This window comes from Psychrobacter sp. PL19 (genome assembly GCF_017875835.1).
Taxonomy (GTDB): domain Bacteria; phylum Pseudomonadota; class Gammaproteobacteria; order Pseudomonadales; family Moraxellaceae; genus Psychrobacter.
This window is the reverse complement of record NZ_JAGING010000001.1, coordinates 1165353-1191389: the sequence shown is the minus strand read 5'-3', so window position 1 is coordinate 1191389 and position 26037 is coordinate 1165353. Positions and strand designations below refer to the sequence as shown.

Sequence of the window (26037 nt, the reverse complement as noted above, 5' to 3'; positions counted from 1 at the left end):
AGCGCTTTTAGCTTAGATTGTTAGCGCCTGTTTAAGGACTAACTGTCATCAATAATGCTTAATAATATTCAGTAATAATATTCAGTAATAATAGTCGTTTACTTTAGCGTACCTAGACGGCTAGATAATTGGCTGATGATTTGATCAATTTCTTGATTAGCCTCAGTTTCATTATCCAAGTTACCCTGAGGTGTCAACTGATTCATGACTTCAGGGAGTAGTTCAGAGAGACCTTGACGCACTTCCATCTCATTAGCACCGGTATGAGCCGCTACTTGTTGAATTTCTTGTTCATCAAACAGGCGATTGATCTCATTAGGGTCGAGATTGTCATTTAACTCCTGATTGCTCATCCAAGATCGCGCTTGATTGTCATAACCCAGCCCTATTATTTTTGATAACGCACCGCTCAAACCCCCATTACGCTGAATCCAACTCAGTACCATTGGCATAAGGGCGGCAACTAACATTCCTTTACCACCAAAGCCGCCCTTATTACCCTGACCACCCAATACGCTACCTAAAATATCACCTAATCCACCACTACCTGCACTTATGCTGCCGCGTTGGTTGCCATCACTATTGCCACTACTGTTGCCAGCAATCAGACCGCCCAAAATGTCATCCAGGCCGAAACCATTATCGGCTTGACGGTCATATTGCTGCGGATTGTAATCGCGTGGCTGATTACGGCTCCCTGTTAATACCCCACCTAAGATATCACCCAACCCGCCAGTACGACGTGGGGTAATACGCTGATTAATAGGATTACGCTGGGCATCTTCTGAATCAATGGCACTGCGCGCCACTTGTGACACTAGATTTCCTAATAAACTCATAACCTGATCCTTTTATTATCATATCGTTGATTGTCTTAAACCTTTATTCTTATGATTTTTATTCCTACCTGTAGCCACTGCCGTGCAGGCGATAAATGGGCTTATAACTTTACCTAAATATAGCAAATACCTTTTACTATTTAGATAGCTATTTTGTTATGGCATGTAGGACTTCGTTAGCACATATAGAATAAAATCAATTTTAATAATGAAGGATAGATTATTGCGGTGTAGGTCGTGACGCATTGCGTTATGAACTATTAGGTTGTAGATCATAATCGTATAGACAATCACGCTATAAATAGTATTTAGGAGACAATGCTTAAGAGACAGTATTTAGGAGATAGCGTTTAAGAGACAGTACTTAAGTCGTTTTTGTAGGGAAGACATTGGCTAAAACTTGTAGTTCTCGCCATTGTTCAGTGTTGACTTGATCACGAAATATAGTCACCGATAGAGTGCGCTGACGAGGCTCAACGACTATGAACTTAAAGTTTATTAGCGAATCATAACGATGCACAGTCGCCAATCCAGCTTGCCATAGCTCATCACTACGCTTTGTACGCATAAGCAGTTGCCAATTTCGATCGATACGCTGATGAAGCGGTGGCTGACTTAGGTGTAACAAAATAGGTCGTGACAATGCTAAATAACCTGCTATTACTATACTTATTATTAGTAACAATATGTATTGCCATAAAAATAATGAGGCAAGCCACGCCAACAGCAGCAGTGCGCCGGCTAGACTGCCATATAGCAGCAGCCGTAAATGACTTGACTGTTTAATCGCAGTATCAATACGTAGCGATACTGCCTGTATCGTGTCCTGTGTCATATTTTTAACACTGCAGAATCCGCTCGCTGGCTAGAGGTTAGGGAAGCGGCTGATGGTTATCATTTATTTTTTATAGCGATGGGATAAATGACTACAGCAGGTCTTTGGTATGGCGCCAAGTTTTAATCTTATTGACTAGTATCCATATCGCTTCATCCTCAGGCTGACTCTGATTAGTAAAATAATCTAGTAAGTCAGGATCTTCATGAGTCAGCATCTGTGCAAAAGTTTCTTGCTCGGTAGGATCAGCGGTCAAATATAGCTCTTTTACGTATGGACCAATATAAAAATCCAATTCCTTCAATCCACGGCGAGCTTGATAAGTAACACGGCGCTGCTCGTTAGTCGGTTCTGGCTGAATGGCTGGTGGCTGAGTTGTTGTAGTCATAAAGGTAGGCTCATTAGTTAAAGTTAGTTTTGAATTGGCATATAAAGTCTTGCTATAGCAGACTATCAACAATAGGTTTGGGTAGTGCGTGTTACATCTTAATTGTCACATTGTTGATACGTCGTTTATACCCTGCTCGTATAATGATAACTGGTACCATAATGCCAGCGCTTGCTGCGTCATAGGGACATTATGGCTACGGATAATACAGGCTCCTTGCTGTAGCGCAAACAGCCCAGCAGCAGCACCCGCAGCATCCCGTTCTGATGCTTTATTGTTTGCCACTGCTGGCACACCGCTATTGGTGAGCACTTCTGCTAAAAAACGCTTACGTGAAATACCGAACATTATAGGTAAATTAAGGGCTTGCAAGCTATTGAGCTGGGTTAATAGTGCACAATGATGCTCATAGTTCTTAGCAAAGCCAAAGCCCGGGTCAATAACTATTTTGTCATGCTTGACACCGAAGCGGGTAACTTCAGCAACACGGCTGGCGAGCTCATTACTGACTTCGCTGATCACATCATCATACTGTGCCAAATTATTCATGGTGGTCGGCTCACCGCGCATATGCATCAACATCACTGGTATATCAAGTTTAGCCGCCATTGCTACCGCGCCATCACGCTTAAGTGCTCGCACATCGTTCCACATATCAGCGCCCGCCGCAAATGCAGCCTGGATAACTTCAGGATTACTGGTATCAATAGATAGCCAGACCTCATCACCAAGTTGTTGCCGAATCGCTTGGACCACTGGAATGACACGTTGAATTTCTTCGGTAGTCGTCACGGCTGTAGCATTTGGACGCGTAGACTCACCGCCAATATCAATAATCGCCGCGCCCGCAGCTAACATCTGCTGGCAATGGCTAACGGCTTTATCAAGCGCATTAAACTGTCCCCCATCCGAAAACGAATCTGGAGTTACATTCAAAATACCCATAATACGTGGCTGAGATAAATCTAAGGCTTTGCCACGGCTGGTCAAGGTATAAGCAGGTAAAGGGCGAAATAACGACATAGATAATCCATTATGATTAAATAATTTATAGATAATATTGTAGAACTCTCTTAGCTCATCATATCAGTAAACCTTATCCTGTCCTAAACTTATGACATCCTAAAATCTGCCTCATACTAAAATAGTAGCAATAAAGTAATGACTATAAAATAATGACCATAAAAAAGCCCTTTACGAAAAGGGCTTTTTATCAGACATGTTACGTTATCTTCTGCTACTACATAGCTGGCAATGGTGGTGGTGTTGAACCAGATGTTTTAATATCGTTTTTCGATAAGTTTACTTCTGTATGCTGATAAACTTTCGGTGGACGTGGCGCTTCACCTGCCAAGATGTCTTGCAATTGATCACGGTCAAGGGTTTCCCATTTCATCAAGGCATCGACCATCGCATGCACTTTATCTTGATTGCCTTCAATCAGCTCACGCGCGATATCGTATTGCTCCTCTAACATCCGGCGGACTTCTTCATCGACCTTTTGCTGAGTGGCTTCTGAGATAGTACGACTGCCACCAAAGTAACCTTGTGAGCTATCGTCATCTTCATAGACCATGATACCTAGCGCATCAGACATACCATATTTAGTAACCATGGCGCGGGCCATTTTAGTCGCTCGTTCAAAGTCATTAGAAGCGCCTGTCGACATCTGATTAATAAAGACTTCTTCTGCAATACGGCCACCAAATAAGATGGCGAGATCGCTAAGCATTTTTGACTTATAAAGACTGGTCTGATCATGCTCAGGCAACTGCCAGGTTACACCAAGAGCAAATCCGCGTGGCATGATAGTGACTTTATGCACCGGATCAGTACCCGGTAGTAGCTCAGCAACTAGAGCATGGCCTGACTCATGATAAGCGGTAGCACGGCGTTCTTCTTCCCGTATTACCATGGATTTACGTTCAGGACCCATGTAGAGCTTATCTTTTGCATCTTCAAAGTCATTCATATCGACGCTTCTCTTGTTACGACGTGCCGCAAAAAGTGCCGCTTCGTTAACAAGGTTGGCCAATTGCGCACCAGTAAAGCCAGGAGTACCACGAGCCAGTGAATTAGAATCAACCCCTGTAGTATTCGGTAGCTTTCTCAAATGCACTTTTAGAATTTGCTCACGACCTTTAATATCTGGCAAACCTACTTGTACCTGACGGTCAAAACGACCGGGACGTAGGAGTGCTTTATCAAGAACGTCAGCGCGGTTGGTTGCGGCAATGACGATAACGCCTTCATTGCCTTCAAAACCATCCATTTCGACCAGTAGCTGGTTGAGTGTCTGTTCACGCTCATCGTTACCACCGCCGGTACCAGAGCCACGATGACGGCCGACCGCATCAATCTCATCGATAAAGATAATACAAGGCGCACTCTTCTTGGCTTGTTCGAACATATCGCGTACCCGTGAGGCACCGACACCCACGAACATTTCGACAAAATCAGAACCTGAGATCGAGAAGAAGGGTACTTTGGCTTCACCAGCAATGGCTCTCGCTAATAGCGTTTTACCAGTACCAGGTGGACCTACCATCAGGATACCGCGTGGAATTGTCGCCCCTAGTTTGGTGAACCTATCCGGATCACGTAAGAACTCGACAACTTCCACCACCTCCTCTTTGGCTTCTTCACAGCCCGCAACATCGTTGAAGCTAACCTTGATTTGATCTTCAGTCAGCATCTTAGCTTTTGATTTACCAAAGCTCATCGGGCCACCGCCTTTCCCACCGGCGCCACCTTGCATATTACGCATAAAGAATAAGAATAGACCAATAATCAGCAGGATGGGGAAGCTAGCAATCAATAGCTGCATCAGCACGCTTTGACGTTTAGGCGCCGTTCCTTCGATATTGACTTGGTTCTCACGCAGTAAGGGCATCAGCTGGTCGTCGGACACAGCTGGTCTAATGGTCTCAAATGCTGAGCCATTTTTCTTCTCGCCGGTGATCTGCTCGCCGTCAATTTCAATGCTGGCTACCTGACTTTCTGACACAGCGGTCACAAATTCAGAGTAGTTAAGGCTATCCGGCTCTGTAGATTGATCAAAGCCGCTAAACACCAACACTAAAACGCCGATTACCACCAGCCACAATAAGGTATTTTTCACCATGTCGCTCACTAGTTATTCCCATCCCTTACTTATTGGTGTGTTTAATAAACACGTGACATCTATAAGCGTACTTCTCACGCTCTGAAGGCAGCTTACTATTTATATTTACCGCTTAATTCATTATTACCATTCCAACTGTTTCGACGTCAATTCTATAAAAGTAGCAATGCGTCTGTTGTTAGAACATAACGAATATTAATAATCTGTAAACTAATTAGTAGGCACCTGAACGTGTGAAACGCTTATTATCAGACGACTTTGTTTAAAAAATACTTGAAACAAAGTTGATATACAATGATATGTGGTTCTATCCTGAATAATTCAAGCAGGATCTGCCTTTATTCAGTTAACAATTGTAGCGATTTTTATACCGTCATAAGCCCATTTATCTTAACTTATTATAAAGCATATAATCGACTTAACCTATTGAAGTAACAGACTATTTAGTCGCAATCCAAAACATCTCTTTTGATCGTGCCCGTGAGGCAGCTGGTTTAATACTACGAATTTTACTAAATTTAGGTTGCATCTGTTTACGCAACTCTTGTGACCCTTCACCCTGAAATACTTTCATAATCAATGCGCCGCCTTCTGGTAAGGTAGCCAAAGCAAAGTCCACAGCAAGTTCGCACAGATACATCATACGTGGCTGATCCACAGCACTATTACCTGCAGTATTAGGTGCCATGTCAGACAGTACCACATCTACTTGCCGATCGCCGACCTCTGCCATGATACTGTCGAATATTTCTGCTTCCCGAAAGTCGCCTTGAATAAAAGTCACGTCTGCTAGCTTATCCATCGGTAAAATATCCGAGGCAATTATGGTACCGCTTTCACCCACCATCTGTCCTGCTACTTGAGACCAGCTACCCGGAGCACTACCTAAATCAACCACAATCATACCCGGGCGTATCAGCTTGGTTTTTTCATTCATCTCTAACAGTTTATAAGCCGCGCGCGCGCGATAGCCGTCCTTTTGAGCCTGCTTCACATAATGGTCGTCAATATGCTCTTTCATCCAAACACGGCTACTCTTTGACAAATTTTTGTTTTCAATACGCGTGGCCAAAATACCTGCTCCTATTATTTTACAACGCTTTATACGTTACTTCTTAATCTTTATATCGTCTATCAATGAGGTTAGTTATCAACTATTTTATCTGACGGTCTAAATTCTATTGGTTTAATAACTGCTTTATAGGACAGTAGCGTTTATAATACGACACTATATTCAGTTTAACATTTTCATTACGTAAAATCGTGCAAAATCCTGCTGATTTCATGCAAGATGGGCACATATTATTTATAATGATTATTAACTTTATTAATAATACTGTTTTTTATTTTTATTAACATTTAGGAATTTTATGGAACTCGATAACGCTACGATTAAACGCCTAAAAGGCATTGGTCATGAGCTCAAGCCCGTTGTCATGATTGGCAATAATGGCATTACCCCTGCCATTACTGAAGAGATTGATCGTGCTTTAACCGATCACGAATTAATCAAAGTAAAACTACCCGCAGGTAGTAAGCACGATCGTGATGTCGTCAGCGCTGAGCTTGCAGCAACTGCTAAGGCTAATATCATTCATACCATCGGCCGTATGGCATTGTTACTGCGCAAAAACCCCAATGCTAACCCTAAGCTATCAAACTTGGTGCGCCACGCGCAGTAGCTTATTGTCCTCATTTCGAGCTAGGCAATACAATGTAGAGCAGTAAACATGGTAACGTACAAAAGCCGCGACGCGTTATTGCTCGCGGCTTTTGTGTTGTCCGCTATATGATTCACTCTATCGATATCTGTGTCATAGAGGCTATGGTAACCACCAGCTTGTATCTTAATATTAGCTATTTATTATGAAACCAAATCATGAGCCAAACTTTTAACTTACGCTTAGCGACTGAATCGATAGCTATTAATGCACAACAGCTGGGCGTGACTATAGCACTGTTACAACGTATCCGTGTGTATGTTGTCGCCATCATTGTTCGACAGCCAAAGCCCTATTTATGGCTAACCTATCAAATCGAGCTACCACACCCTTGTTTGGCAGCCCAATTAAACTGGCCAGCATGGCAACCAGCTCAAGTGGGTTTTAGCGACTATTTGTGGGAGCAAACCTGCCTTGAGTGTTTTATACAGACCACGAGTATAAGCACTGCCAATGCAGTAGACATTAGCTCTATTGGCAATGGCGTTATAGAGGATGGGCAAGCAACTGACTATATCGAGATTAATGCCAGCCCCAGTGGCCGTTATGCGCTGTATCAATTTAACAGCTATCGCAATCCGTCGACACTACCACCGAATCCCCTATTAAGAACAGATGGGAGGACTCGCGCGCGTATTGATTGGGCCGATAGCTCCTCACAAAATAAGAAGTTTGTAATATCAAAGCTCAATCCAGCCCCTACTCTTTGTTTAAACACTGTCAGCACGATTTTACCCAAGAGCATATTTACACCAAACTGCCACTATAAGTATGGGAAAAGCTTTTATGAGCGTGGCTTTGGGGTATCCTTAGCTCAATTGTCTAATCAGACATCTATCATTGATCCGATACCTATTGAACGTTTACATCCTTGCGTTATTTTGTGGTTTGGCGAGCTCGCTTTATATTTTGCGTCTAGCCATGCCTCTCCGCCCGACTTTCATCAGCGTGAATACTGGTCGCCCTTTGATTATAAAGCTGCGTTAGCGCAATAATCACTGGTACACAGCGTTTATCAAAATTATTGATAAAGTAGCGTTAATATAATAAGTCGCCATTCATAAAAATAGACTGCGTTGAGGTTTCGACCACGGCATTTACGTTTGCTTAGACTCATAATCCAAAAAGCAAAAAACCCAGCAATGTCGTCACGACTATTACTGAGTTTAGATTGTACTTCAAACCTATGCTTCAAACTTATGCTTTAAATTTAAGACCTAACGGCTGCTTGGTCAAACTTTATTTATCAGCCATAGCAAGGTAGATACCACGGTCTGATGCGTCGTCAACATATTGTGAGTCGCGCCATGTGGTATAAGCATAGACACCACTATATGGACTGATACCGTTTTGACGGAAGTCAGACACCCAGTCTGTACCATCAAAAATCTGAATGTGGCCGTGTGGACGCTTTGAGCTACGGTCATAGACGATAACGTCACCCACTTGGGTCTGCATATCATTGCTTATTTTGCTAAAGCCTGCACCTGCAAGCGTGCCGCGAGAGGCATACTGGTATGCTGATGGGTTGGGTGTAAACTCGTAACCAGCCGATTGCAGCGCTTTACGTACATAACGAGCACAATATCCAGAGCTTCCAGATAAAGCAACTTTTGAGGCCCGAGCAGCAGCGATAGCAGGGGCTGAATTACGATCCGGTACTAAGCTTGCTTGTTGCTGGCGCTGTTCGTAAGACAAACGGCTAGTCAATGATGCCAGCTGATATTCTTTTTGTTTGGCATGGGCACTTAGATTGTCGATAGCTTGACTGATTTCGTCGTTGCTATAGACATGGGCACCACTTTTGTTTTTATAAGTATTGAGACTAGAACCGTAGTTTGCAGCAGTAGAGATATTTGTGATGGTATGAGTCAAGGTATTATTCGCTTGAAAGGTTGTTTCGACAGCACCACTTGTCTGTGCTATACCCATTCCCAATACTGACAAAATTAATAAAGCTTGTTTCATAAATTTACTACCTATTGTTAATACAAGATTGCTCGTCATCCATGACGAAGTATCAATTAATTTAGAAGACAACATCATTAAATAAACATGATAAAATCCTAAGTACCACAGCTCACTCTTTAGTCTACAGTGGCTAACATTAGCGTCATCGCCCGTTAAGTCACCTCGTAAATTGCTTACTATCCATCCTATATATATCGACGCCGAGCATGTTGGTTGTGACGGTTGCTTTTCCCACCTAATAGATGAGTCATTACGATGTCAAAAAAACAGCCCAATCGGCTCGCTGAACTTATCGATCATCAAGCTTTTGCAGGTAGCGCACTGCCACAGACTCTTGCTGATAATATGCGCCTCTATACACAGGCGACCAATGAGGTAAAAATGCTTCTGGTAGAGTGTCTACCTGAGGAAATCCTTAGTACCTGTTGGGTCGTGGGTCTAACTGCTGAGCAATTAACACTCAGTGTGGGCTCAATGACTGCGGCCAATCATATTCGTTACTTACAAAACGCTTATCTGCGGGTGTTAACAGAGCAGTCAATTACATTTCAACAACTCAAGCAGATTCGTGTCGTGATAGCAAAAACTCCTGCTAACAGCCGTTTATCTAATGATAAATCAGCGTTATTACCGACCGCATTAATGTCTCGTAAAGCCAATGAGAATCAGGCTCTTAGCCAGAACACAAAGCGGACTATAGCACAGGCTGCAAACCATGTCACCACTGATAAAAACCTTCAAAAAGCACTTTTGCGCTTAGTAAATGAGTGAAAATCCTCGTCGTACAATGTAAACTTATGTAAAAATTTTAAAGAAAAGCTGACCAACATGGCATAAATTTTCATTTTTTATAAACAAAAAAAATCGTCTGCTTGTGGCATCCAAAATATGGAAGTCACAAGCAGACGATTTTTTATGGCCTAAAGTACTTATACTCTCTAGGTTTCCACATAGCTAAGGGTAGCTATATCATATTACTCTTCAGTAAATACCACGATAACTACAGCACACCATGTAATCTTACGTGAGTGTTGCGATACATCGTGTATGTTCGTGTATTCATCCCTCAACCGTTGACCCTGTCAAAGGTAAATATTCGATAGGACAGGTTACATTGTCATCAAAAGTTACAATTTCAAAGTTACTTGCGTCGGATAGAATCTCGCGCACTAGTAAGTTATTTAAAGCATGACCGGACTTATACGCACTAAAGCGACCTAAAATTGGATAGCCAATCAAATATAAGTCCCCTAACGCATCCAAAATTTTATGACGAACGAACTCATCAGCAAAGCGTAGACCTTCAGTGTTTAAGATGCGAGCATCGTCAATGACAATAGCATTGTCCATGCTACCACCTAAGGCTAAGTTGTTTTTACGTAGTGCTTCAATATCACGCAAAAAGCCAAAAGTACGTGCTTCACTCAGTTGTTCGATGAAGTTTTGGGTAGAAAACTGTAGCTGTGCGTGCTGATAATCTTTGTTAATAGCAGGATGGTCGAAGTCAATTTCAAAGTTTAGCTCAAATCCTTCATAGGGACGCAGCTCTGCCCATTTATCGTCTATTTTGACGCGAACAGGGCGAACAATCCTCAAAAACTTCTTCAAAGCATCTTGTTCATCGAAGCCTGCTTGTAGTAGCAGGCCGACAAATGGTGAGGCACTACCATCCATAATCGGAATCTCACTAGCAGAGACACGAACCAATAAATTATCCACACCAAGACCAGCAATGGCACTAAGTAAGTGTTCAACCGTACCGACGCGGGTACCACCAAAAACAAGATTCGATGACATCATAGTATCTTGTACCAGAAAAGCACTAGCCGGAATCGGTAAGCTGCCTTCAATATCAGAGCGCTCAAATATCACACCTGTATCAACGGGCTGTGGATGAAACTCTAGATCAACAGGCTGACCACTATGTAAACCGATACCTGTGATGGCTATGGCTGTTTTTATAGTTCGTTGGTTCATGGCTGTTTCCCACATATCTTGTTACAATTTCCTCAGTGTACCATTATTTGCTATAAATTCGCTATAGTTAAAGGACAGCAATTTTCTTATCTCTTTAATTGATGCAGCTCATCACAGACAATTTATTGATAAAATTTACTAATTAAAAGGCTAAAAACTCAGCAAGGTATTAAATTATTATTGATTAATTGCTATATTTTGCAACACTTTAAGCCCATAAACAAAAAATCCAGTGCTTGGGCACTGGACTTTTTTAGTGTGTCTCAGAGTGGTTATAATTTACTTTGTAATAAACATATAACGATACCTCAACAGTGGTATTAATTTGAGCGGCAACTCAAACCGTTCAATTATTTATTTTGCTGACGTTTTAGATAGTCTTGAATGCTATTGGTTTTGGTTTGTGGGTGTTCTTGGGTAGACGAGCGAGTGATACTGTCTTGATACAGCTGATTTTGTGACTGCTTTTGACTGTTTAGAGCACTGGTGTGCAGATTAGGATCAACTGGTTGCGTACTAGTGACAGAAGGAATTGGCTGCGGGGCCTCAGGTTCTGCATATTCATCTAAGGTCAAACCTGTAGCAATAACAGTAACGTGTAACTCATCACCCATATCTTCATCAACCACTGAGCCATAGAAAATATTAGCATCATCAGTATCAGTAATACCTTCAACGATTTCACTAATTTTACTGAACTCATCTAACGACAAACTTTGTGAAGAGATGACGTTAACCAACAGACCTTTGGCATTCTCTAAACGCAGGTCATCAAGTAATGGTGACTTGATAGCTTTTTCAGTCGCTTCACGTGCGCGATCGTCACCACTCGCACGGCCAATACCCATCATCGCATGCCCTTTAGCCGTCATCGCGGTACGAATATCGTTGAAGTCAATATTCACCAGACCTGAACGAGCGATAGTTTCGGCAATACCTTGCACGGCATGCATGAGGACATCATCTGCTTTTTTAAAGGCATCTTGCATTGATAGATTGCCGTAGACACTCATTAGCTTGTCATTCGGGATAGTGATAATAGAGTCAACAAAGTTAGTCAGTTGCTCAATACCAGCCTTCGCCGCTTTAATGCGTTTGCCACCTTCAAATTTAAATGGCGTGGTCACTACTGCGACAGTCAATACTTCCATCTCTTTAGCGATACGCGCAACCACAGGAGCAGCACCGGTACCGGTACCACCACCCATTCCGGCAGTAATAAAGACCATATCTGCATTTTCCAGTAAGCCGCGGATAGCTTCTTCTTCGCTTTCGGCGGACTCACGTCCCACTTCTGGATTGGCACCGGCACCCAAACCACGATTACTCTTTGCACCTAATTGTAATTTATGCGGCGCTGTTAGACGATCAAGGGCTTGTTTGTCAGTATTGGCACAGACGAATGTCACGCCTTTAATACCTTGTTGTACCATGTGTTCAACCGCATTACCGCCGCCGCCGCCGACACCAAATACGATGAAGCGAGCTTGACCGTTGTTTAGAGGTTGATTGTCATCTGGCATAGTATATTTTGACATAAAAAAGGTTCTCCAGTTGCAGATAGCGTGATGATTGATACGTGGTAACGGACTCGCATGGCGTACTATCGACTTACTATATAAAAGTGTTTAAAAAAAATAAGGTTTCGGCCTAAGCAGTATATTTTAGACCTAAATATGAATGTGTTATTGTTGCTTGTAACATTACTTTAGAGTCCAAATGCTATAACATGAGCGCATTTTATAAAGTATGTGCGTTGACTATCAATACATTTTTTGAGATATTTTTACAGTATTTTTTTGAGCACACGCGTAAAGCGCTGCCCAGCACCTTGAAACACATTTTTTACTCTACTTTTTTGAATGGCTTCAGGCTCGCTTTGTTCGCTATGCCTGAACTGCTCGCTTTGACTATATAGTAACGTACCAAAAGCCGTATAATAGGCACGGTCGTTAACTTGAGTGTTAAGCTGCTTAAACGATTCGTCATTATCAAAATGGTTATAAGCACTGATATCAGGGTGAGTATTCGTCAATACTATAGGCATCTTAAGCAGTTTTTTGGCAAACGGTACCATGCCTTTAATGGTGCTACCGCCACCTGTAAGTACGATGCCACGATTAATGTAACCCAGTAGATCGGCCTCGTGCAGTTGACGGGCGACCTCAGTGAAAATACTGATATAACGCGCTTCAATGATTCTTGCTAGGTTATACACATTAACATTGATTTCGTCGCTTAAACCTTGGGGTTTAAAGACAAAAAATGCGCTAGGATCTAGGCTATGCACATCAACGGTGCCATGAGACTTTTTGAGTTTCTCAGCTTCTATCATCGATATACCAATATCCGCTGAGATATCCATCGTCACTTCATGGCTGCCCATCGCTACACAGTGGGTGAATATCAGTTTGTTCTCTTTATAGACACAAATACTGGTGCTACTAGCGCCAATATCCACTAAGCAAACACCCTGCTGACGTTCCTCTGCCATAAGACTATACTCAGCGCTAGTTACCGCATCAAAAACGATATGATCGATTCCGACATCGCAGCTTTGTAATAGTTTTTGGATATTTTGACGACTAACGACGGGCAACATCATCATGTGATACATTACGGTGATGTTATGCGCTACCATTTCAATCGCATCATCGACGATGAATTCTTGATCGTCGATATAAATACCCTGCTGACAGCAATGCATCAAGTAGTAATTAGAGGGTAAGTCTTGCGATTTGGCATTGGCTAAAGCCTGAACCATGTCTTGAGCACGGACTACCTCATCCTCTACGTCGACATGACCCGCGCTATTTTTGCTAGACAATTCAGGCGTTGCTATGGTCAACCATACGCTATGCACTCGACAGTTCGCTGTATCTTCCGCCTCTTGAATAGCTTGCCTAATCGCACTTTGCAAACGTTCGCGATGTTTGATTTGACCTTGGTAAAAGTCACTATTTTTAACTCGTCCAACACCCATAATACGGATGTCTTTTGCAGAGACAACGCTACCAATAACCACATGAACTGCCGTGGCACTTAAATGAACAACAACCAGATTTTCAGTATTTTTCATGTTACCAAACAAATTATCACTAAATAAAGGATTAAATAGCACCCCTATTAAATTATTAAAAAAACGCTATAAGAACGCGGTAATGTTATACGCTAAATTTTTATATTAAATTATCAAAATAAACTATAGTGCTGGCGGCTCATTGGATGTTTCTGCTGGTAACTCTTCGACATTCCACGCAATAGTAAAGCCGTTTTTATAGCGTAAGTCTATCGATTGTATATTATCACGGCGGGCACTTAATTGATTACCGAGTAGCTGACTTAAGCTTAGCAATTTCTGGGCCGTGTTTTCATTATCAACAATAACACGAAGCCCATTATCAAAGCGAATCAACCAGGTCATCCGGGGTGATAAAATAATATCTTCAACCCGCATATTAAGTGGTGCGTACCAGCCATTGATTTGCTGCATTTGCTGCATGATAACCGGTGCTTGCGTCATCTCACCTTGTAACGTGGCAAACTTATCTTGCGTCAGCTCTCGGCTGTCTGCAGGTACAAATACGGCTCCTTTAGCATCGACCAAACGCTCGGTACCAAAATTAGCGACTGCCTGCTTTGGTAAAGCGTTCACCACTATTCCACGCTGCCAATCACGGGTTATACTAACCTGGTCGACCCAAGCAAGACTAATAGTAATGTCTCTTAGCACTTGTAAATCAGAGGTAAAAAAGCTACTGACTTTCTGCTGGCTCATGACCTTTTGTAGCGCCTGATATTGTACAGAGGTCAGTCCTTGAGTGCTGACATGGATAGCAGCAGGAGGTGCATCACGTAACGCTTTACCGCCCATCGTTAATATTAATAACAACATTGCCAACATCAACATCATAAAGAAGTATTTAATGGCAGTTGGTATTGGGGAACTGGCTTTCGAACGACGGCTCTTATCACTCATCAAGTCAGTTACGTCGTTGACAGTTTGAGCCATAATGACCTTCATTCCTATATTTGCCTGTATCTAATAGAGGCTGTCTGCTTGTGTCTGTCTGCTTATTTTTGCCAGACGCTATTATCGTGCTACTATTTTTTATTTAATCGTTTATGACCTAATATCGTACAGTAAGTCAGTTAATCTGAGAAACGGGGGTGATTGTCATTTCCTGCATACCGTCTTATAAGAAAGGCTTATAAATCGATACAAATATCGTCATATTAGACTACTACTTGCAATATTAACGTATTTTGTGGTCAAACAATAGCCTAACCCCTACTATCACTAACGAATTTACACAAGTTTACATGACGCTATGCTGCAGCAGGGCTTGCTATACATTAAAGGCCATTTTGGTTCATAGAAAAACCAGTTTTTAAGCCTTTATCATTGGTTCTCATAATACTGATCTTATCAGTATTCTACCGTATTTTGTGCTGTCTAAATACGGTCATAGCCACAAATCTAATGAATTCAGTACGGTAAATAAGTGAGCTTATTACAGGGTCTGCGCTAAGATATGAACGCAAAGGGTATCAAAATCCATACCCCGAGCCTTGGCGGCCATAGGCACTAGACTGTGGCTGGTCATACCCGGCACCGTATTGATTTCTAGCAGCCAAAAATTGCCGGTTGCATCTTGCATGGCGTCGACCCGTCCCCAACCCTTCGCGTCAACAGCACGGAAGGCCGAAAGACTCAGTTCTTGTAAATGATTTTCTTCAGCAGCGCTTAAACCGCAAGGAATATAATAGCTAGTATCATCACGATTATATTTTGCTTCAAAATCATAAAAGTTGGTAATATCAGCCGGTTCCAGACGAATAACCGGATAAGCTTCGTCATCAACTATAACGATGGTAAATTCGCGCCCAGTAATCCAGCGCTCAGCCATCACCGCATCACCGCATTGAACAGCGGTTGCGTAAGCTGCGGGGAGCTCATCAAGGTGATTAACCTTAGTCATACCGATACTTGAACCCTCGTGTACTGGTTTAATAATTAATGGCAGCCCCAACATATTAACCACTTGCTGCCAGTCAGTGTCGGCGGTAAGCAAGGAAAACGGCGCAGTCGATAAGCCGCAACCTTGCCACAACTGCTTGGTACGTACTTTATCCATACTAAGCGCTGATGCCAAAATACCTGAGCCTGTCTGCGGAATACCCAACCATTGCAACACCCCTTGTAGCAGGCCGTCTTCACCGCCGCGCCCATGTAACACATTAAATACCCGATCGTAACCGCGCAGCTCGGTAATATCTTGATATTTAGGATCATAATGCGTGGCGTTAATACCTTGGTTTTGTAGCGCCTGTAATACCGCTGCCCCACTATCTAAGGAGACGCTACGCTCATTGCTATTACCACCATAAATGACCGCTACCTTACCAAACACGCTGGCGTCTAACGCTGTGGCCGACGCTAGTATGGTATCTTCCACATTCTGGTCGCTGATTATTTTATTATTATTCTGTTCAGTTTGAGCAGCAGCGGCCAATGCCGGTTCTGGATTAATAATATTAACCGTGTCCAAATCTTGATTGTTATTAATAGTCTCATTGAAATTGTCGATATGAGTATTATTACTGGCGTTGCTAGTCATGACGATAGTTCCTAATATTTTTATTGATACTTGGCTTAACACCTTGTTAATAGGCGTCATGTTATCAAGTAATGAATAACTTCATGGTAGATAACACGCTGCAATAAGTAAAAATCTATAAGCAGTGATAACCTTCCAAAAAAACGGAGACAACGAGGAAGACCGGCGTCAGCACTACATGAGTAGGCTTAACGAGTCTAAAAATACCGGCTCATTTTTTGGGATTGGTGTTATTTGAGATATAAGTTGTTAGCGACTAATTCCAGCGCAATTTGACCTATATTACCCGCTCCCTGAGTGAGAAGCAGGTCATTCGCTTTTAATAGCCGCTGCATAACTGGCGCAATATTACTTTTATCAATGACCGTAGGTTCAACTGAGCCTCGCAAGCGAATACTGCGTGCCAGTGACTTGGTATCTGCACCAGCAATCGGGCTCTCACCAGCTGAATAGACGTCTAACAATAATAGCTCATCGACACTTGACAGCACTTCGACAAAATCATCGAAGCAGTCGCGAGTACGGCTATAGCGGTGCGGCTGAAACAGCATAACCAAACGGCGGTCGGGGAAACTTTGACGCGCCGCTTTGATGGTCGCATCAACTTCTCTAGGATGATGGCCATAATCATCAACTAACAGTACATCACCATCATCAATGGCCACCGCATCATGCTGCTCAAAGCGACGACCCACGCCCTCAAACTTTTGTAGCGCGCGCTTAATGGCCTCATCGTCGACACCCTCGTCGGTTGCCATGGTGATAGCTGCCAGTGCATTATAAACGTTATGAATACCAGGAATATTCATCGTAAGTGCTAATGGCTCGTGGTCGCGACGCAAGACGGTAAAGTGGGTTTTGGTGCCTTCGCTAACCACATCAATCGCTTGTACATCGTTGTAAGTCTCAAGCCCAAAGGTCAATACCGGACGACCAATATCATCAATCATTGCATACAGTTCAGGATCATCACCACAAACGACGGCGAGACCATAAAACGGCATGTTTTGTAAAAACTGAATATACGCAGCTTTTAGCTTTTCAAAGCTATTGCCATAAGTTTCCATATGGTCTTGGTCGATATTGGTCACAATTGCTGCCATCGGATGTAACGATAAAAATGACGCATCGGACTCATCTGCTTCTGCCACCAAAAAACGACTGCTGCCCAGCGCTGCGTTTTTGCCGGATGAATTAAGCTTACCACCAATCACATAGGTTGGATCTAACTGCCCTTCTTCAAGCATAGTCGTTAGCAAACTGGTGGTCGTCGTCTTGCCATGAGCACCTGCAACCGCGATACCATGACGATAACGCATCAGCTCACCAAGCATATCAGCGCGGCGCACTACCGGCAAACGGGCTTTGAGTGCTGCTTCGATTTCTGGGTTACTGCGATCAATTGCGGATGACACTACCACCACATCGGCATTGGCAATGTTTTTGGAATCATGACCAATAAATATCTCTATGCCAATATCCTGCAAACGCTGAGTCACTGGGCTTGCGGTAATGTCTGAACCACTAACTTGATAACCTTGATTATTCATCACCTCAGCAATACCGCACATCCCTGAACCACCAATACCCACAAAATGTAAATGCTGAATCCGGCGCATCTCTGGAATTTCAATCAGACGTTTAGGCAAAGCATTGTTAGTTGGTGCATTAGATAAAGGTCTAGCAGAAGCGGTTGAGGACATAAGAATTTCTCTTTATTAAGGGCTAATAAGATGCCCATAAATGTAATATGAACAAGTGAAAACAGCATTTATAACGGCACAAGCTATGGCGCTATAGCGTTTGCCAAATAAGGTCCGCAACTTGCTGAGTGGCGCTACGATTGGCAAGCGCATGGCCTTTTTGTGCCATATCTAAACAGCTACCTCTATCAAGTGCTGCCAACTCATCGCTTAAGCGTTTAGGAGTCAACTCAGTTTGCGGTAATAAAATCGCCGCATCATATAATGTTAGGGTGCGAGCGTTAGCAGTTTGATGGTCATCAACCGCACTTGGCAGCGGCACAAAAATCGCGGCAATACCAACGTTTTGAATTTCAGTAACGGTCAACGCGCCAGCGCGACAGACAATAATATCTGCCCAGTTATAGGCGGCTGCCATATTATCGATAAAAGGCTGCACGGTGATTTTATGCTGGCTTAGATTTTCACCATCATAAGCATCTTGTGTCTGCACGTCATTATTGCGCCCACATTGATGCGTCACTTCAAATGGCTGGTCTAGCAAGGCCAATGCTTTAGGAACGGTGTCATTTAGCACTTGCGCACCCAATGAGCCACCAACCACCAGTAGTCGTAATGGCGATTGGTTCATGATGTCGTAACGAGCCGATGGTGCGGCCACTCCAGTAATAGCATTACGGACTGGATTGCCAACGGTTTCAAGTTTACGATCACGCTGACTGTTGGCAAAGGTATGTTCAAAAGCCTGCAATACCTTGGTAGCAATTTTAGCCAAATAGCGATTGCTCATACCCGCAATCGCATTCTGCTCATGAATAATCAGCGGTGTGCCCGTCATACGCGCAGCAATACCGCCAGGCGCAGTCACATAACCACCAAAACCCACCACCATATCAATCTGGTTACTGCGAATAATTTTGATGACGGCCATAACCGCTGATAATAAGGTCACTGGCATTTTGAGTAGTCGACCTATGCCCTTACCTCGTAAACCTTGCATAGCAATAGCATGAAATGTATAGCCGGTTGGTTCGACTAAACCATTTTCCATGCCGTTTGCTGTACCAAGCCAATGAATGACCGCACCGCGCTGGGTCAGCTCTTCGGCCACTGCGAGTGCTGGAAATACGTGCCCACCCGTACCAGCGGCCATCATCAATATATGCGGTGTCTTCATTAATACCTACCTTTCATATCTTTTGTCTGTCAGCTATATTTGTTGGTCATTATTATTTATAGCGATACGGTTATTTAACTCAATAAAGTTATTATAGTAACAGAAGAGCCGCTCATTAAAAGCCCGCATAGTATAGAGGAATTCATTCTAATATATACAATATTTTATGGGCTTAATGACGGATTAAAGGCTCATTAACTGGCTGTATTGTCAGACAACAAAAGCAGCCTCTCATACTCACCGCTGATAGCCTTACATTTCCTTATTTATCGCCATGTATCTTTAGCAGCGCCCTTCTATCGCTACTATGAGGTCGGTCGCAATATCAGTACCACACTGGTCATCAATCTCACGTACACAAGTGGGACTGGTGACATTAATTTCTGTGATACGTCCGCCAATCAAGTCTAATCCTACGAACATCAACCCCTTTTCTTTAACAATTGGCGCGACTACTTGTGCCACTTGGCGTTCAATATCGGTGAGCGGCATTGCTACTCCGCTGCCGCCTACTGCTAAATTACCACGGGTCTCGCCCTTGGTTGGAATACGCGCTAAAGAGTAATCAACTACCACCCCATCAACAATCAATACGCGCTTATCACCTTCTTTAATCTCTGGCAAATAACGCTGCGCCATAATTGGTAAGGTTCCAAGTTCGGTCAATATCTCCAACGTTACTCCAATGTTAGGGCTATCAGCAGTCAGACGAAAAATACCGGTGCCGCCCATGCCATCTAGCGGCTTCACAATGACATCCTGCTGCTCAGCGATAAACTTACGAATATGTGCTTGTTTACTGGTCACAATCGTTGGGCTCATGTAATCGCTAAACCAAGTGGCAAATAACTTCTCATTACAATCGCGAATGGCTTGTGGGTCATTGACCACTAGCACACCTGCTGCCTTAGCATGATCAAGCATATAGGTGGCATAAACAAAGCGCATATCAAACGGTGGGTCTTTACGCATCAAGATCACATCATAGTCGCTAACCGGACCAGACTCTTTATCGCCTAACGTATAGAAGTTATCAGGATCACGCTGCACGGTTACCAATTGTGAATCTATCATCAACTGACCGCGATCAAGCCATAAGTCATGAATTTGGCAATAACCCAACTGATGCCCACGATCTTGAGCGGCCCACATCATCGCTAAGCTGGTGTCTTTTTTATAATTTACCTGCTCGATAGGGTCCATGATAACTAAGATCTTCAAGGAGCGACTGGACAAAGGGTGTTTAAGGTTCGACTGGCTCATGATAAGACTCGCTTAATTGATGGAGTTGTTATTAATATTGATGTCGTTATTGATATTCACTTTATAGAAAAAATGCCGGCAACATATTAAAATCTGGTCGCAGGTTATACACCATACTGCGCACGATAATGCTGCATTCTTGCAAGCTGGGTAGGGTTTTTATATTGGCTATTTTCATTGGCCAGATAACCAATTAGATCATCCATATCAACGAGCGCACGTACTGGTGTACGTAGATTAGTCGCCAGCTCTTGAATAGCAGAATACTCCGCTTGGCCTTTTTCTTTACGATCAAGGGCGACGATGATACCTGCCACACTGGCACCTGCCTGCTCTAAAATATCGACCACTTCGCGCATAGCCGTGCCCGCAGTGATAACGTCATCAAGTATCCATACCGACTTACCGCTGACATCGGCACCGACTAAATTACCACCTTCACCATGGGTTTTGACTTCTTTACGATTATAACCCCATTTGGCATTGATACCATGATGTAGCCATAACGCTTGTGCAGTTGCAGCGACAAATGGAATGCCTTTGTAGGCGGCACCAAAAATAACTAACTCCTGATTATCAGAAAGGCTTTTATCATTGCCACTAGCATCATTATTAACAGCCATTTGCGCCGCTAACGCTTCAGCATAACCGCGTGCCAATAGTGACAACATTTCACCGGTCGCCAGTAAGCCTGCATTAAAGAAATAAGGACTAATACGTCCAGACTTCAGAACAAAATCGCCAAACTTAAGCACCTTGTTATCTAAGGCTAACTGAATAAAATCGTGCGATGAAAAGTTCTGAGATGAAAATGAAACGGTGTGCATGACGCGTCCTTATAAACAAAAAGTTTATCAACAAAAATTTGCATTATTGTACGCATTATTGTTCAGCTTGACCAACCATTGATATGATAATCGGGCATATTGGCATAGCGAGTCAGCAGACCACAACGTGATGAGAGATTAAAATGACACTCTTCGTCGGCACCCACTTGAATACTCCAACCCAAATGATAAGCAGCAACAATGATATGCCCTGCAAAGAGCCGGATTTGTCGATACTGATTGCGATGCATAGGTGCTATAGACAATTGGCTGAGCAGATAGCTGCGAACGTACTCACAAATTTGTGCCGCGCTATAACTATGATTGATGCTTTTACGGGTCTGGCATTGCTTTAGCACATGAACGGCTACGCTACAGGCCATAATATCGGTTGCCAAACTACCCTCACCCGTTTCAAACTGCTGTGGCTGCAAAACAACTTGCCAATCATCAGCATAGATACTACTAAGCAGCTCATCAGGGTCGTGGCTATAAATTGTTTTTTGCAGTTTATGGGCTCTGGCATTAACCTTGCTCTCAGATACCACAAAACCATAACGGTTAAGAGTAGGATAATGGCCAATCGCGCGCTGAATATCCGCCATATCTAGTAGCGTCAGGGATTCAAGTGAAGATGATAATGGCTGGTCGCTGTAATTATGATAAAAGCTATCGGGCAACGTCATCAGCTTTGCCGCACTGAGCAGCGCTAGATGCTCAGCCAACGCCTCAGAACCAATCAGTCGCCACTTAGAAAGTGAATGTTCATTCGGCTGAGAAAAATGCACAGATTTACCATAAAGACGACGCAATTGACTGTTAGTGCGGCGTGCCGGCTCCGGAATATCTTGCAGCGGACGAGCAGGATCAATAGGCGTTTGGTTGGGATCAAAATTAGGATGCACAATAGCAGGCTGCTCGGTGTCCGGCAGGTTAGATAATTGCCCAACGCTGTCTTCTGCACCTTTACCCTGCCCTGACAATAAGAGGGCGTTAGATAAACGATCGTCAGAAGTAAATGGTTGGGTCATGAAATCTCCATAGGCAATAAAATATATAATCAAAGCATAACTTTAAAAGATAATGCTGAAAGGTAGCGCTAAAAGGCAGTGCTGAAAGGCAGTACTGAAAAATCGGACTAATAAAGTAAAAGTCAAAAAAACAACCCACATTACAGCAGCATCAGGATGACTGATAATACTGCGCTATAGACCATTCATTTTAAAATGGATGCAGTGTGGCTAACAAGTGTGGCTAGCAAGCTATCCATTTTATTTGCTGTTAACTACCTAGTCTCACTGTTGCTGCTGTAAGATATCACGATAACCGGCCTGCCAATCAGGATAATTGAGCCAAGCTAATGGAATATTGCTGTGTAAACGCTTACCAGTCACAGACGTTTTTTCATTATCAGCCTCTGGTGGCGTCTCTCCTACCTGCTTACTGAGCCAAGTAGTCAATTCAAGCGTGGTAACTGGCAGATAATCCGTGGCAATGTAAAGGGGCTTCGGTGCCTCAATCGTTAACACTTTGGTAATAACATTTACTAGATCGCGATCCATAATTCGATTGCTCCAGCTCTCGGCGGCAATGGGGTCTTTTTGCCCTTCCTTAGCTTTACGTAGACGCATCAAACGCTCACACCCATAAATACCACTGGAGCGAATGATAATCGCCTTATCACCGAACCCTTGTTGCAACGCTTGTTCTGCTTGACGTATCACTCGTGATGCTTCGCGCTTAGGCATAATAGGCGCGGTAGACTCATCAATCCATTCGCCGTTGTCTTGACCATAAATACCCGTTGAAGAAATAAACACCACCCGCTCAAGGGTTTCTAACGTATCACTAAGCGTTGCTAGGTGCTGACAAATACTCAAATAACTGTCGTTATAGCCACTGGTTGAGTACTCGTCAGGGGTAACGATAATAGCAATACCAGTAAAAGCTTTTAACTGCTCGGCGGTGAGCGTCGACGCATCAGCCTGCATAAAGTCCGCTTTATCGTCCAATGCGTAATGTTCACGTGCACTACGCGCAAGTCCGGTAACTGGCAAATTATCTTGGGCAAGCATGTTAGTTACTGGTAGACCAATATCGCCTTGACCAATAATAAGTAATTTCTGAGTGGCCATAAATCATCCTTAGTTATAATTATATTTAGTGGTTTTTAGTCGTAAATATTTTTTGTTAGTGGCTGACTTTATTAGCTATTTTTTAGTAGTTATGATTATGACTGAGAATATAGTTATAGTTATGACTGAGAATAATGGTTAAGCATTCATATCCTCATTTGAAAGTACTCAGAACAATTTTAAACTACCTAAAAGTAACACTTATTAGAAATAGCGCCTATTAGAAATAATGCCTATTAGAAATAACGCCTATATGAAAGCTGTATATCGTCATTAGCATCGACCCGATCTTGCCAGTCATAGCTGGCATTAAGACGTAGTGCTTGTTTTTTATCAATATCATATTGTAGCCCAAGGGTGGTAACGGGCTGCCAATAATGACCCCGAACATCAGGCTCGTCACTACCGCCATGATACCAATACGGCAATTGCAATTCAGCTTGCGCGCGTAACTGATTGTTAATTTGATAGCGGCAACCCGCATTTACCCCTGCACCAACGCGAACGCCTTTATTAATACCGCGTCCTGCTTGCGTCGCACCCGTTGCTAACGCATAGCATAGCTGCGGTGGCATCTCACCTGTCTGCGCCCGCGGTGTGCCAAATGCCCACGACTTACCAGTCTCATAGGTCATGCTGCCTACCAAGTGGTCAGTGCCGTCTTGTTGTGAGCCGTCATTAACACGAGTTGCCTCAATACTCACACCCCATGTTTTACCTTTTTTAGCCGAGTTCACTGGATTGAAGGAACGGCCACGGATTAAAGTAAAATTCTGCAAGACCACACTGCTTGGCTGCTGAGCATTATCGCGGTCATCGGTATCATACAAGCGTAGCGTTGCCGCCAGCCCTTCTAAATTAAAAAACTGAGGAAAGCCTGTCGGGCGATCAAGGCTATCATGATACCCCGCTCGCAACCCAACATCGATATAGCGGTTATCACCGCGCTGACCAACCCCAATATGACCATTCTGTAGAGATTGACGGTCTAACGGATTATTATCAGCGACAGCGATAGTTATGGGCAGGAGCGATTGTCCATCGGCTGATATACTGGAAGCTGGATTAATTTGTGCTGATTTAATGTCATTAAAAGTATCTTGCCCAGTGTTTCGATAACTAAGTTGCTTGCGAGACTGTTTGGCATCATTGAGCTGCGCTTGACGAAGAGTATTATCAGCTGGCGTATAGCGAGTATTTGCTAAGAGCTTTTCATCGGCGAGTAATTGGACAACGTCAGAGGGAACAACTGCATAAGGCAGCTGACTTAATAAGTGTTTCTTGGGACGCACCACATCAATTAAGCGTAGAATTTCAGAAGCACAATTATCAGTGGTGAAGTAATACGGCAACGACAACTCTTTAGTTTCCCAAACATGAGACATCACTTGTTGTACTTCCGCTGGGGTCAATGCCAACTGATAGGTCCACGCATCACGCTCATCATCTTGCAGATATTTGGCCAGCTTTTTTGGATAAGGGTCAATTTCTATCTTATTGTTATAGCGGCCGGTCATCGACTTAATAGCATAGATTACAAAGCTGTCATCAGGGTCACCATCGACGGTATCGTTAAGTGCATACGCATGATGAATTTGGTTGGAATCAGCAGCACTGGTCTTTGAATCAATACGCAATAGCGTATGAGCAAAAGCGGACAACGGATTATCTAAATACTCTTGGGCAAACATAACTGACAGCTGCTCAGGTGCTAGAGTTGCCATCCAGTTATCAAGCGCTGGACACTTAGCCTGCAGGCGTGAGTTATCAATTGGTAATTGTTCTGTCAACCACTGTACCCGCGCGGGAAAACGACACAATACTGAGTTATTAGAGACCGTTGGGATTTTGCTATTACTATTTTTCTTTGCAGCAGACAGGGTCACTTCTTTAGTAAGTGCGACTAGCATGGCGTCGAGCTCAGCACCTGAATCTTGCTGTCCATTCGCACTCAAAAAGAAATTTTTATTATCGACTAGACTTTTAGACTCACCCTGAGCAAAAAGACTTTTTTTATCGTCAAGAAAATACAGTAACCGTCGCCATGTGGTGTGCTGTGCAAGGTTGTCTGCTTGTACTTGTTGGCGCCATGTCATCAGTAACTGTTCAGCCTCAGCATTTTGTACTAAGGTTGCATCGTTGTTATTATTGTTATTACTATTAGCACTGACACTATTGTCACTGCTACTATCATTTTGGCTAAGCGCCGATGCTATGGGAGTCTGTGGGTTTATTGCTACCGCTGTCTGTGAGCTAGGTGCTAACTCGCCCGTGGTCACAATCGATAGCGGTGTGGGTAAAAATGCCTGTGCTTGCGCAGTCAAGAGTAGCCCGGTAATAGCCAGTGGCAAACGCGCTCGCGAGCTTATTTCTCTTCGCGTACAATCTATAGCAATAGAGTTAGAAATTTTAGAGTTTATGAACATAATATAAAACCTCCCGCTTTATTATTTGTA

22 protein-coding genes are annotated in these 26037 nt (G+C 43.2%); 3 read left to right on the top strand and 19 right to left on the bottom strand.

What is annotated here, in order from left to right:
- Positions 1–98 precede the first annotated feature (98 nt).
- The 6 genes from H4W00_RS04835 to H4W00_RS04810 form a co-directional block, all read right to left on the bottom strand.
- Entirely contained in the window at positions 99–839 is a 741-nt protein-coding gene (locus tag H4W00_RS04835) for a YidB family protein (RefSeq protein ID WP_209956486.1), read from the bottom strand.
- Between the two features lie 364 nt (positions 840–1203).
- A complete protein-coding gene (locus H4W00_RS04830; protein ID WP_209956485.1) occupies positions 1204–1674 on the bottom strand; it encodes a hypothetical protein in 471 nt (156 codons plus the stop codon).
- Between the two features lie 91 nt (positions 1675–1765).
- Positions 1766–2062 carry an FAD assembly factor SdhE gene (locus H4W00_RS04825; RefSeq protein ID WP_209956484.1) on the bottom strand — a complete coding sequence of 99 codons (297 nt, stop codon included), beginning with the start codon at positions 2060–2062 and terminating at the stop codon, positions 1766–1768.
- Positions 2063–2167: 105 nt separating this feature from the next.
- The gene (folP, locus tag H4W00_RS04820; protein ID WP_209956483.1) at positions 2168–3085 is read right to left on the bottom strand and encodes a dihydropteroate synthase; all 918 of its coding nucleotides are present in this window, start codon (positions 3083–3085) and stop codon (positions 2168–2170) included.
- A 217-nt stretch (positions 3086–3302) separates the two neighbouring features.
- Entirely contained in the window at positions 3303–5195 is a 1893-nt protein-coding gene (gene ftsH, locus H4W00_RS04815) for an ATP-dependent zinc metalloprotease FtsH (protein ID WP_327192443.1), read from the bottom strand.
- Positions 5196–5625: 430 nt separating this feature from the next.
- Positions 5626–6258 (bottom strand): RlmE family RNA methyltransferase, encoded by a 633-nt coding sequence (locus tag H4W00_RS04810; protein WP_209956482.1) that lies wholly within the window; start codon positions 6256–6258, stop codon positions 5626–5628.
- 298 nt (positions 6259–6556) lie between these two features.
- Here H4W00_RS04810 and H4W00_RS04805 point away from each other — a divergent pair, with 298 nt between their 5' ends.
- Together H4W00_RS04805 and H4W00_RS04800 are read left to right on the top strand one after the other, a co-directional pair.
- Positions 6557–6868 (top strand): YhbY family RNA-binding protein, encoded by a 312-nt coding sequence (locus H4W00_RS04805; RefSeq protein WP_209956481.1) that lies wholly within the window; start codon positions 6557–6559, stop codon positions 6866–6868.
- 197 nt (positions 6869–7065) lie between these two features.
- Positions 7066–7902, top strand: coding sequence for a hypothetical protein (locus tag H4W00_RS04800; protein WP_209956480.1), 837 nt, complete (start codon positions 7066–7068; stop codon positions 7900–7902).
- A gap of 244 nt (positions 7903–8146) precedes the next feature.
- Here H4W00_RS04800 and H4W00_RS04795 read toward each other — a convergent pair whose 3' ends face one another.
- Complete coding sequence (locus H4W00_RS04795; protein WP_209956479.1) at positions 8147–8875, bottom strand: CHAP domain-containing protein; 729 nt, start codon at positions 8873–8875, stop codon at positions 8147–8149.
- A gap of 258 nt (positions 8876–9133) precedes the next feature.
- Here H4W00_RS04795 and H4W00_RS04790 point away from each other — a divergent pair, with 258 nt between their 5' ends.
- On the top strand, positions 9134–9649 hold the full coding sequence (locus H4W00_RS04790; protein WP_209956478.1) for a hypothetical protein: 516 nt from the start codon (positions 9134–9136) through the stop codon (positions 9647–9649).
- A 288-nt stretch (positions 9650–9937) separates the two neighbouring features.
- Here H4W00_RS04790 and lpxC read toward each other — a convergent pair whose 3' ends face one another.
- The 12 genes from lpxC to H4W00_RS04730 all read right to left on the bottom strand — a co-directional run bounded on the left by lpxC (position 9938) and on the right by H4W00_RS04730 (position 26007).
- Positions 9938–10855: a UDP-3-O-acyl-N-acetylglucosamine deacetylase gene (gene lpxC / locus H4W00_RS04785; protein ID WP_209956477.1), complete on the bottom strand. Its 918-nt coding sequence runs from the start codon at positions 10853–10855 to the stop codon at positions 9938–9940.
- A gap of 350 nt (positions 10856–11205) precedes the next feature.
- Positions 11206–12393: a cell division protein FtsZ gene (gene ftsZ, locus H4W00_RS04780; protein ID WP_209956476.1), complete on the bottom strand. Its 1188-nt coding sequence runs from the start codon at positions 12391–12393 to the stop codon at positions 11206–11208.
- 248 nt (positions 12394–12641) lie between these two features.
- Positions 12642–13934 carry a cell division protein FtsA gene (gene ftsA / locus H4W00_RS04775; RefSeq protein WP_209956475.1) on the bottom strand — a complete coding sequence of 431 codons (1293 nt, stop codon included), beginning with the start codon at positions 13932–13934 and terminating at the stop codon, positions 12642–12644.
- Between the two features lie 123 nt (positions 13935–14057).
- A complete protein-coding gene (locus tag H4W00_RS04770; RefSeq protein ID WP_209956474.1) occupies positions 14058–14867 on the bottom strand; it encodes a cell division protein FtsQ/DivIB in 810 nt (269 codons plus the stop codon).
- 502 nt (positions 14868–15369) lie between these two features.
- The gene (locus H4W00_RS04765) at positions 15370–16476 is read right to left on the bottom strand and encodes a D-alanine--D-alanine ligase (RefSeq protein WP_334684874.1); all 1107 of its coding nucleotides are present in this window, start codon (positions 16474–16476) and stop codon (positions 15370–15372) included.
- 230 nt (positions 16477–16706) lie between these two features.
- Positions 16707–18179: a UDP-N-acetylmuramate--L-alanine ligase gene (gene murC, locus H4W00_RS04760; protein ID WP_209956473.1), complete on the bottom strand. Its 1473-nt coding sequence runs from the start codon at positions 18177–18179 to the stop codon at positions 16707–16709.
- A gap of 91 nt (positions 18180–18270) precedes the next feature.
- Positions 18271–19356 carry an undecaprenyldiphospho-muramoylpentapeptide beta-N-acetylglucosaminyltransferase gene (murG, locus tag H4W00_RS04755; protein WP_209956472.1) on the bottom strand — a complete coding sequence of 362 codons (1086 nt, stop codon included), beginning with the start codon at positions 19354–19356 and terminating at the stop codon, positions 18271–18273.
- A 282-nt stretch (positions 19357–19638) separates the two neighbouring features.
- Positions 19639–20619 carry a glutathione synthase gene (gene gshB / locus H4W00_RS04750; RefSeq protein WP_209956471.1) on the bottom strand — a complete coding sequence of 327 codons (981 nt, stop codon included), beginning with the start codon at positions 20617–20619 and terminating at the stop codon, positions 19639–19641.
- 104 nt (positions 20620–20723) lie between these two features.
- Complete coding sequence (gene pyrE / locus H4W00_RS04745) at positions 20724–21446, bottom strand: orotate phosphoribosyltransferase (protein WP_209956470.1); 723 nt, start codon at positions 21444–21446, stop codon at positions 20724–20726.
- Positions 21447–21508: 62 nt separating this feature from the next.
- Positions 21509–22477, bottom strand: coding sequence for a hypothetical protein (locus H4W00_RS04740; protein WP_209956469.1), 969 nt, complete (start codon positions 22475–22477; stop codon positions 21509–21511).
- Positions 22478–22741: 264 nt separating this feature from the next.
- Positions 22742–23581, bottom strand: coding sequence for an SDR family oxidoreductase (locus H4W00_RS04735; protein WP_209956468.1), 840 nt, complete (start codon positions 23579–23581; stop codon positions 22742–22744).
- 236 nt (positions 23582–23817) lie between these two features.
- The gene (locus H4W00_RS04730) at positions 23818–26007 is read right to left on the bottom strand and encodes an Lnb N-terminal periplasmic domain-containing protein (protein WP_209956467.1); all 2190 of its coding nucleotides are present in this window, start codon (positions 26005–26007) and stop codon (positions 23818–23820) included.
- Positions 26008–26037: the final 30 nt, after the last annotated feature.

Bases quoted from the DNA above. Each gene is read 5' to 3' on its own strand.
- pyrE (WP_209956470.1), bottom strand. From the start codon at position 21,446: ATGCACACCGTTTCATTTTCATCTCAGAACTTTTCATCGCACGATTTT.
- H4W00_RS04765 (WP_334684874.1), bottom strand. From the start codon at position 16,476: ATGACTAGCAACGCCAGTAATAATACTCATATCGACAATTTCAATGAG.
- H4W00_RS04795 (WP_209956479.1), bottom strand. From the start codon at position 8,875: ATGAAACAAGCTTTATTAATTTTGTCAGTATTGGGAATGGGTATAGCA.
- ftsA (WP_209956475.1), bottom strand. From the start codon at position 13,934: ATGAAAAATACTGAAAATCTGGTTGTTGTTCATTTAAGTGCCACGGCA.
- folP (WP_209956483.1), bottom strand. From the start codon at position 3,085: ATGTCGTTATTTCGCCCTTTACCTGCTTATACCTTGACCAGCCGTGGC.
- gshB (WP_209956471.1), bottom strand. From the start codon at position 20,619: ATGAGCCAGTCGAACCTTAAACACCCTTTGTCCAGTCGCTCCTTGAAG.
- lpxC (WP_209956477.1), bottom strand. From the start codon at position 10,855: ATGAACCAACGAACTATAAAAACAGCCATAGCCATCACAGGTATCGGT.
- H4W00_RS04800 (WP_209956480.1), top strand. From the start codon at position 7,066: ATGAGCCAAACTTTTAACTTACGCTTAGCGACTGAATCGATAGCTATT.
- H4W00_RS04825 (WP_209956484.1), bottom strand. From the start codon at position 2,062: ATGACTACAACAACTCAGCCACCAGCCATTCAGCCAGAACCGACTAAC.
- H4W00_RS04770 (WP_209956474.1), bottom strand. From the start codon at position 14,867: ATGGCTCAAACTGTCAACGACGTAACTGACTTGATGAGTGATAAGAGC.
- ftsZ (WP_209956476.1), bottom strand. From the start codon at position 12,393: ATGTCAAAATATACTATGCCAGATGACAATCAACCTCTAAACAACGGT.
- H4W00_RS04835 (WP_209956486.1), bottom strand. From the start codon at position 839: ATGAGTTTATTAGGAAATCTAGTGTCACAAGTGGCGCGCAGTGCCATT.
- H4W00_RS04730 (WP_209956467.1), bottom strand. From the start codon at position 26,007: ATGTTCATAAACTCTAAAATTTCTAACTCTATTGCTATAGATTGTACG.
- H4W00_RS04735 (WP_209956468.1), bottom strand. From the start codon at position 23,581: ATGGCCACTCAGAAATTACTTATTATTGGTCAAGGCGATATTGGTCTA.
- H4W00_RS04830 (WP_209956485.1), bottom strand. From the start codon at position 1,674: ATGACACAGGACACGATACAGGCAGTATCGCTACGTATTGATACTGCG.
- murG (WP_209956472.1), bottom strand. From the start codon at position 19,356: ATGAAGACACCGCATATATTGATGATGGCCGCTGGTACGGGTGGGCAC.
- H4W00_RS04740 (WP_209956469.1), bottom strand. From the start codon at position 22,477: ATGACCCAACCATTTACTTCTGACGATCGTTTATCTAACGCCCTCTTA.
- murC (WP_209956473.1), bottom strand. From the start codon at position 18,179: ATGTCCTCAACCGCTTCTGCTAGACCTTTATCTAATGCACCAACTAAC.
- H4W00_RS04805 (WP_209956481.1), top strand. From the start codon at position 6,557: ATGGAACTCGATAACGCTACGATTAAACGCCTAAAAGGCATTGGTCAT.
- H4W00_RS04790 (WP_209956478.1), top strand. From the start codon at position 9,134: ATGTCAAAAAAACAGCCCAATCGGCTCGCTGAACTTATCGATCATCAA.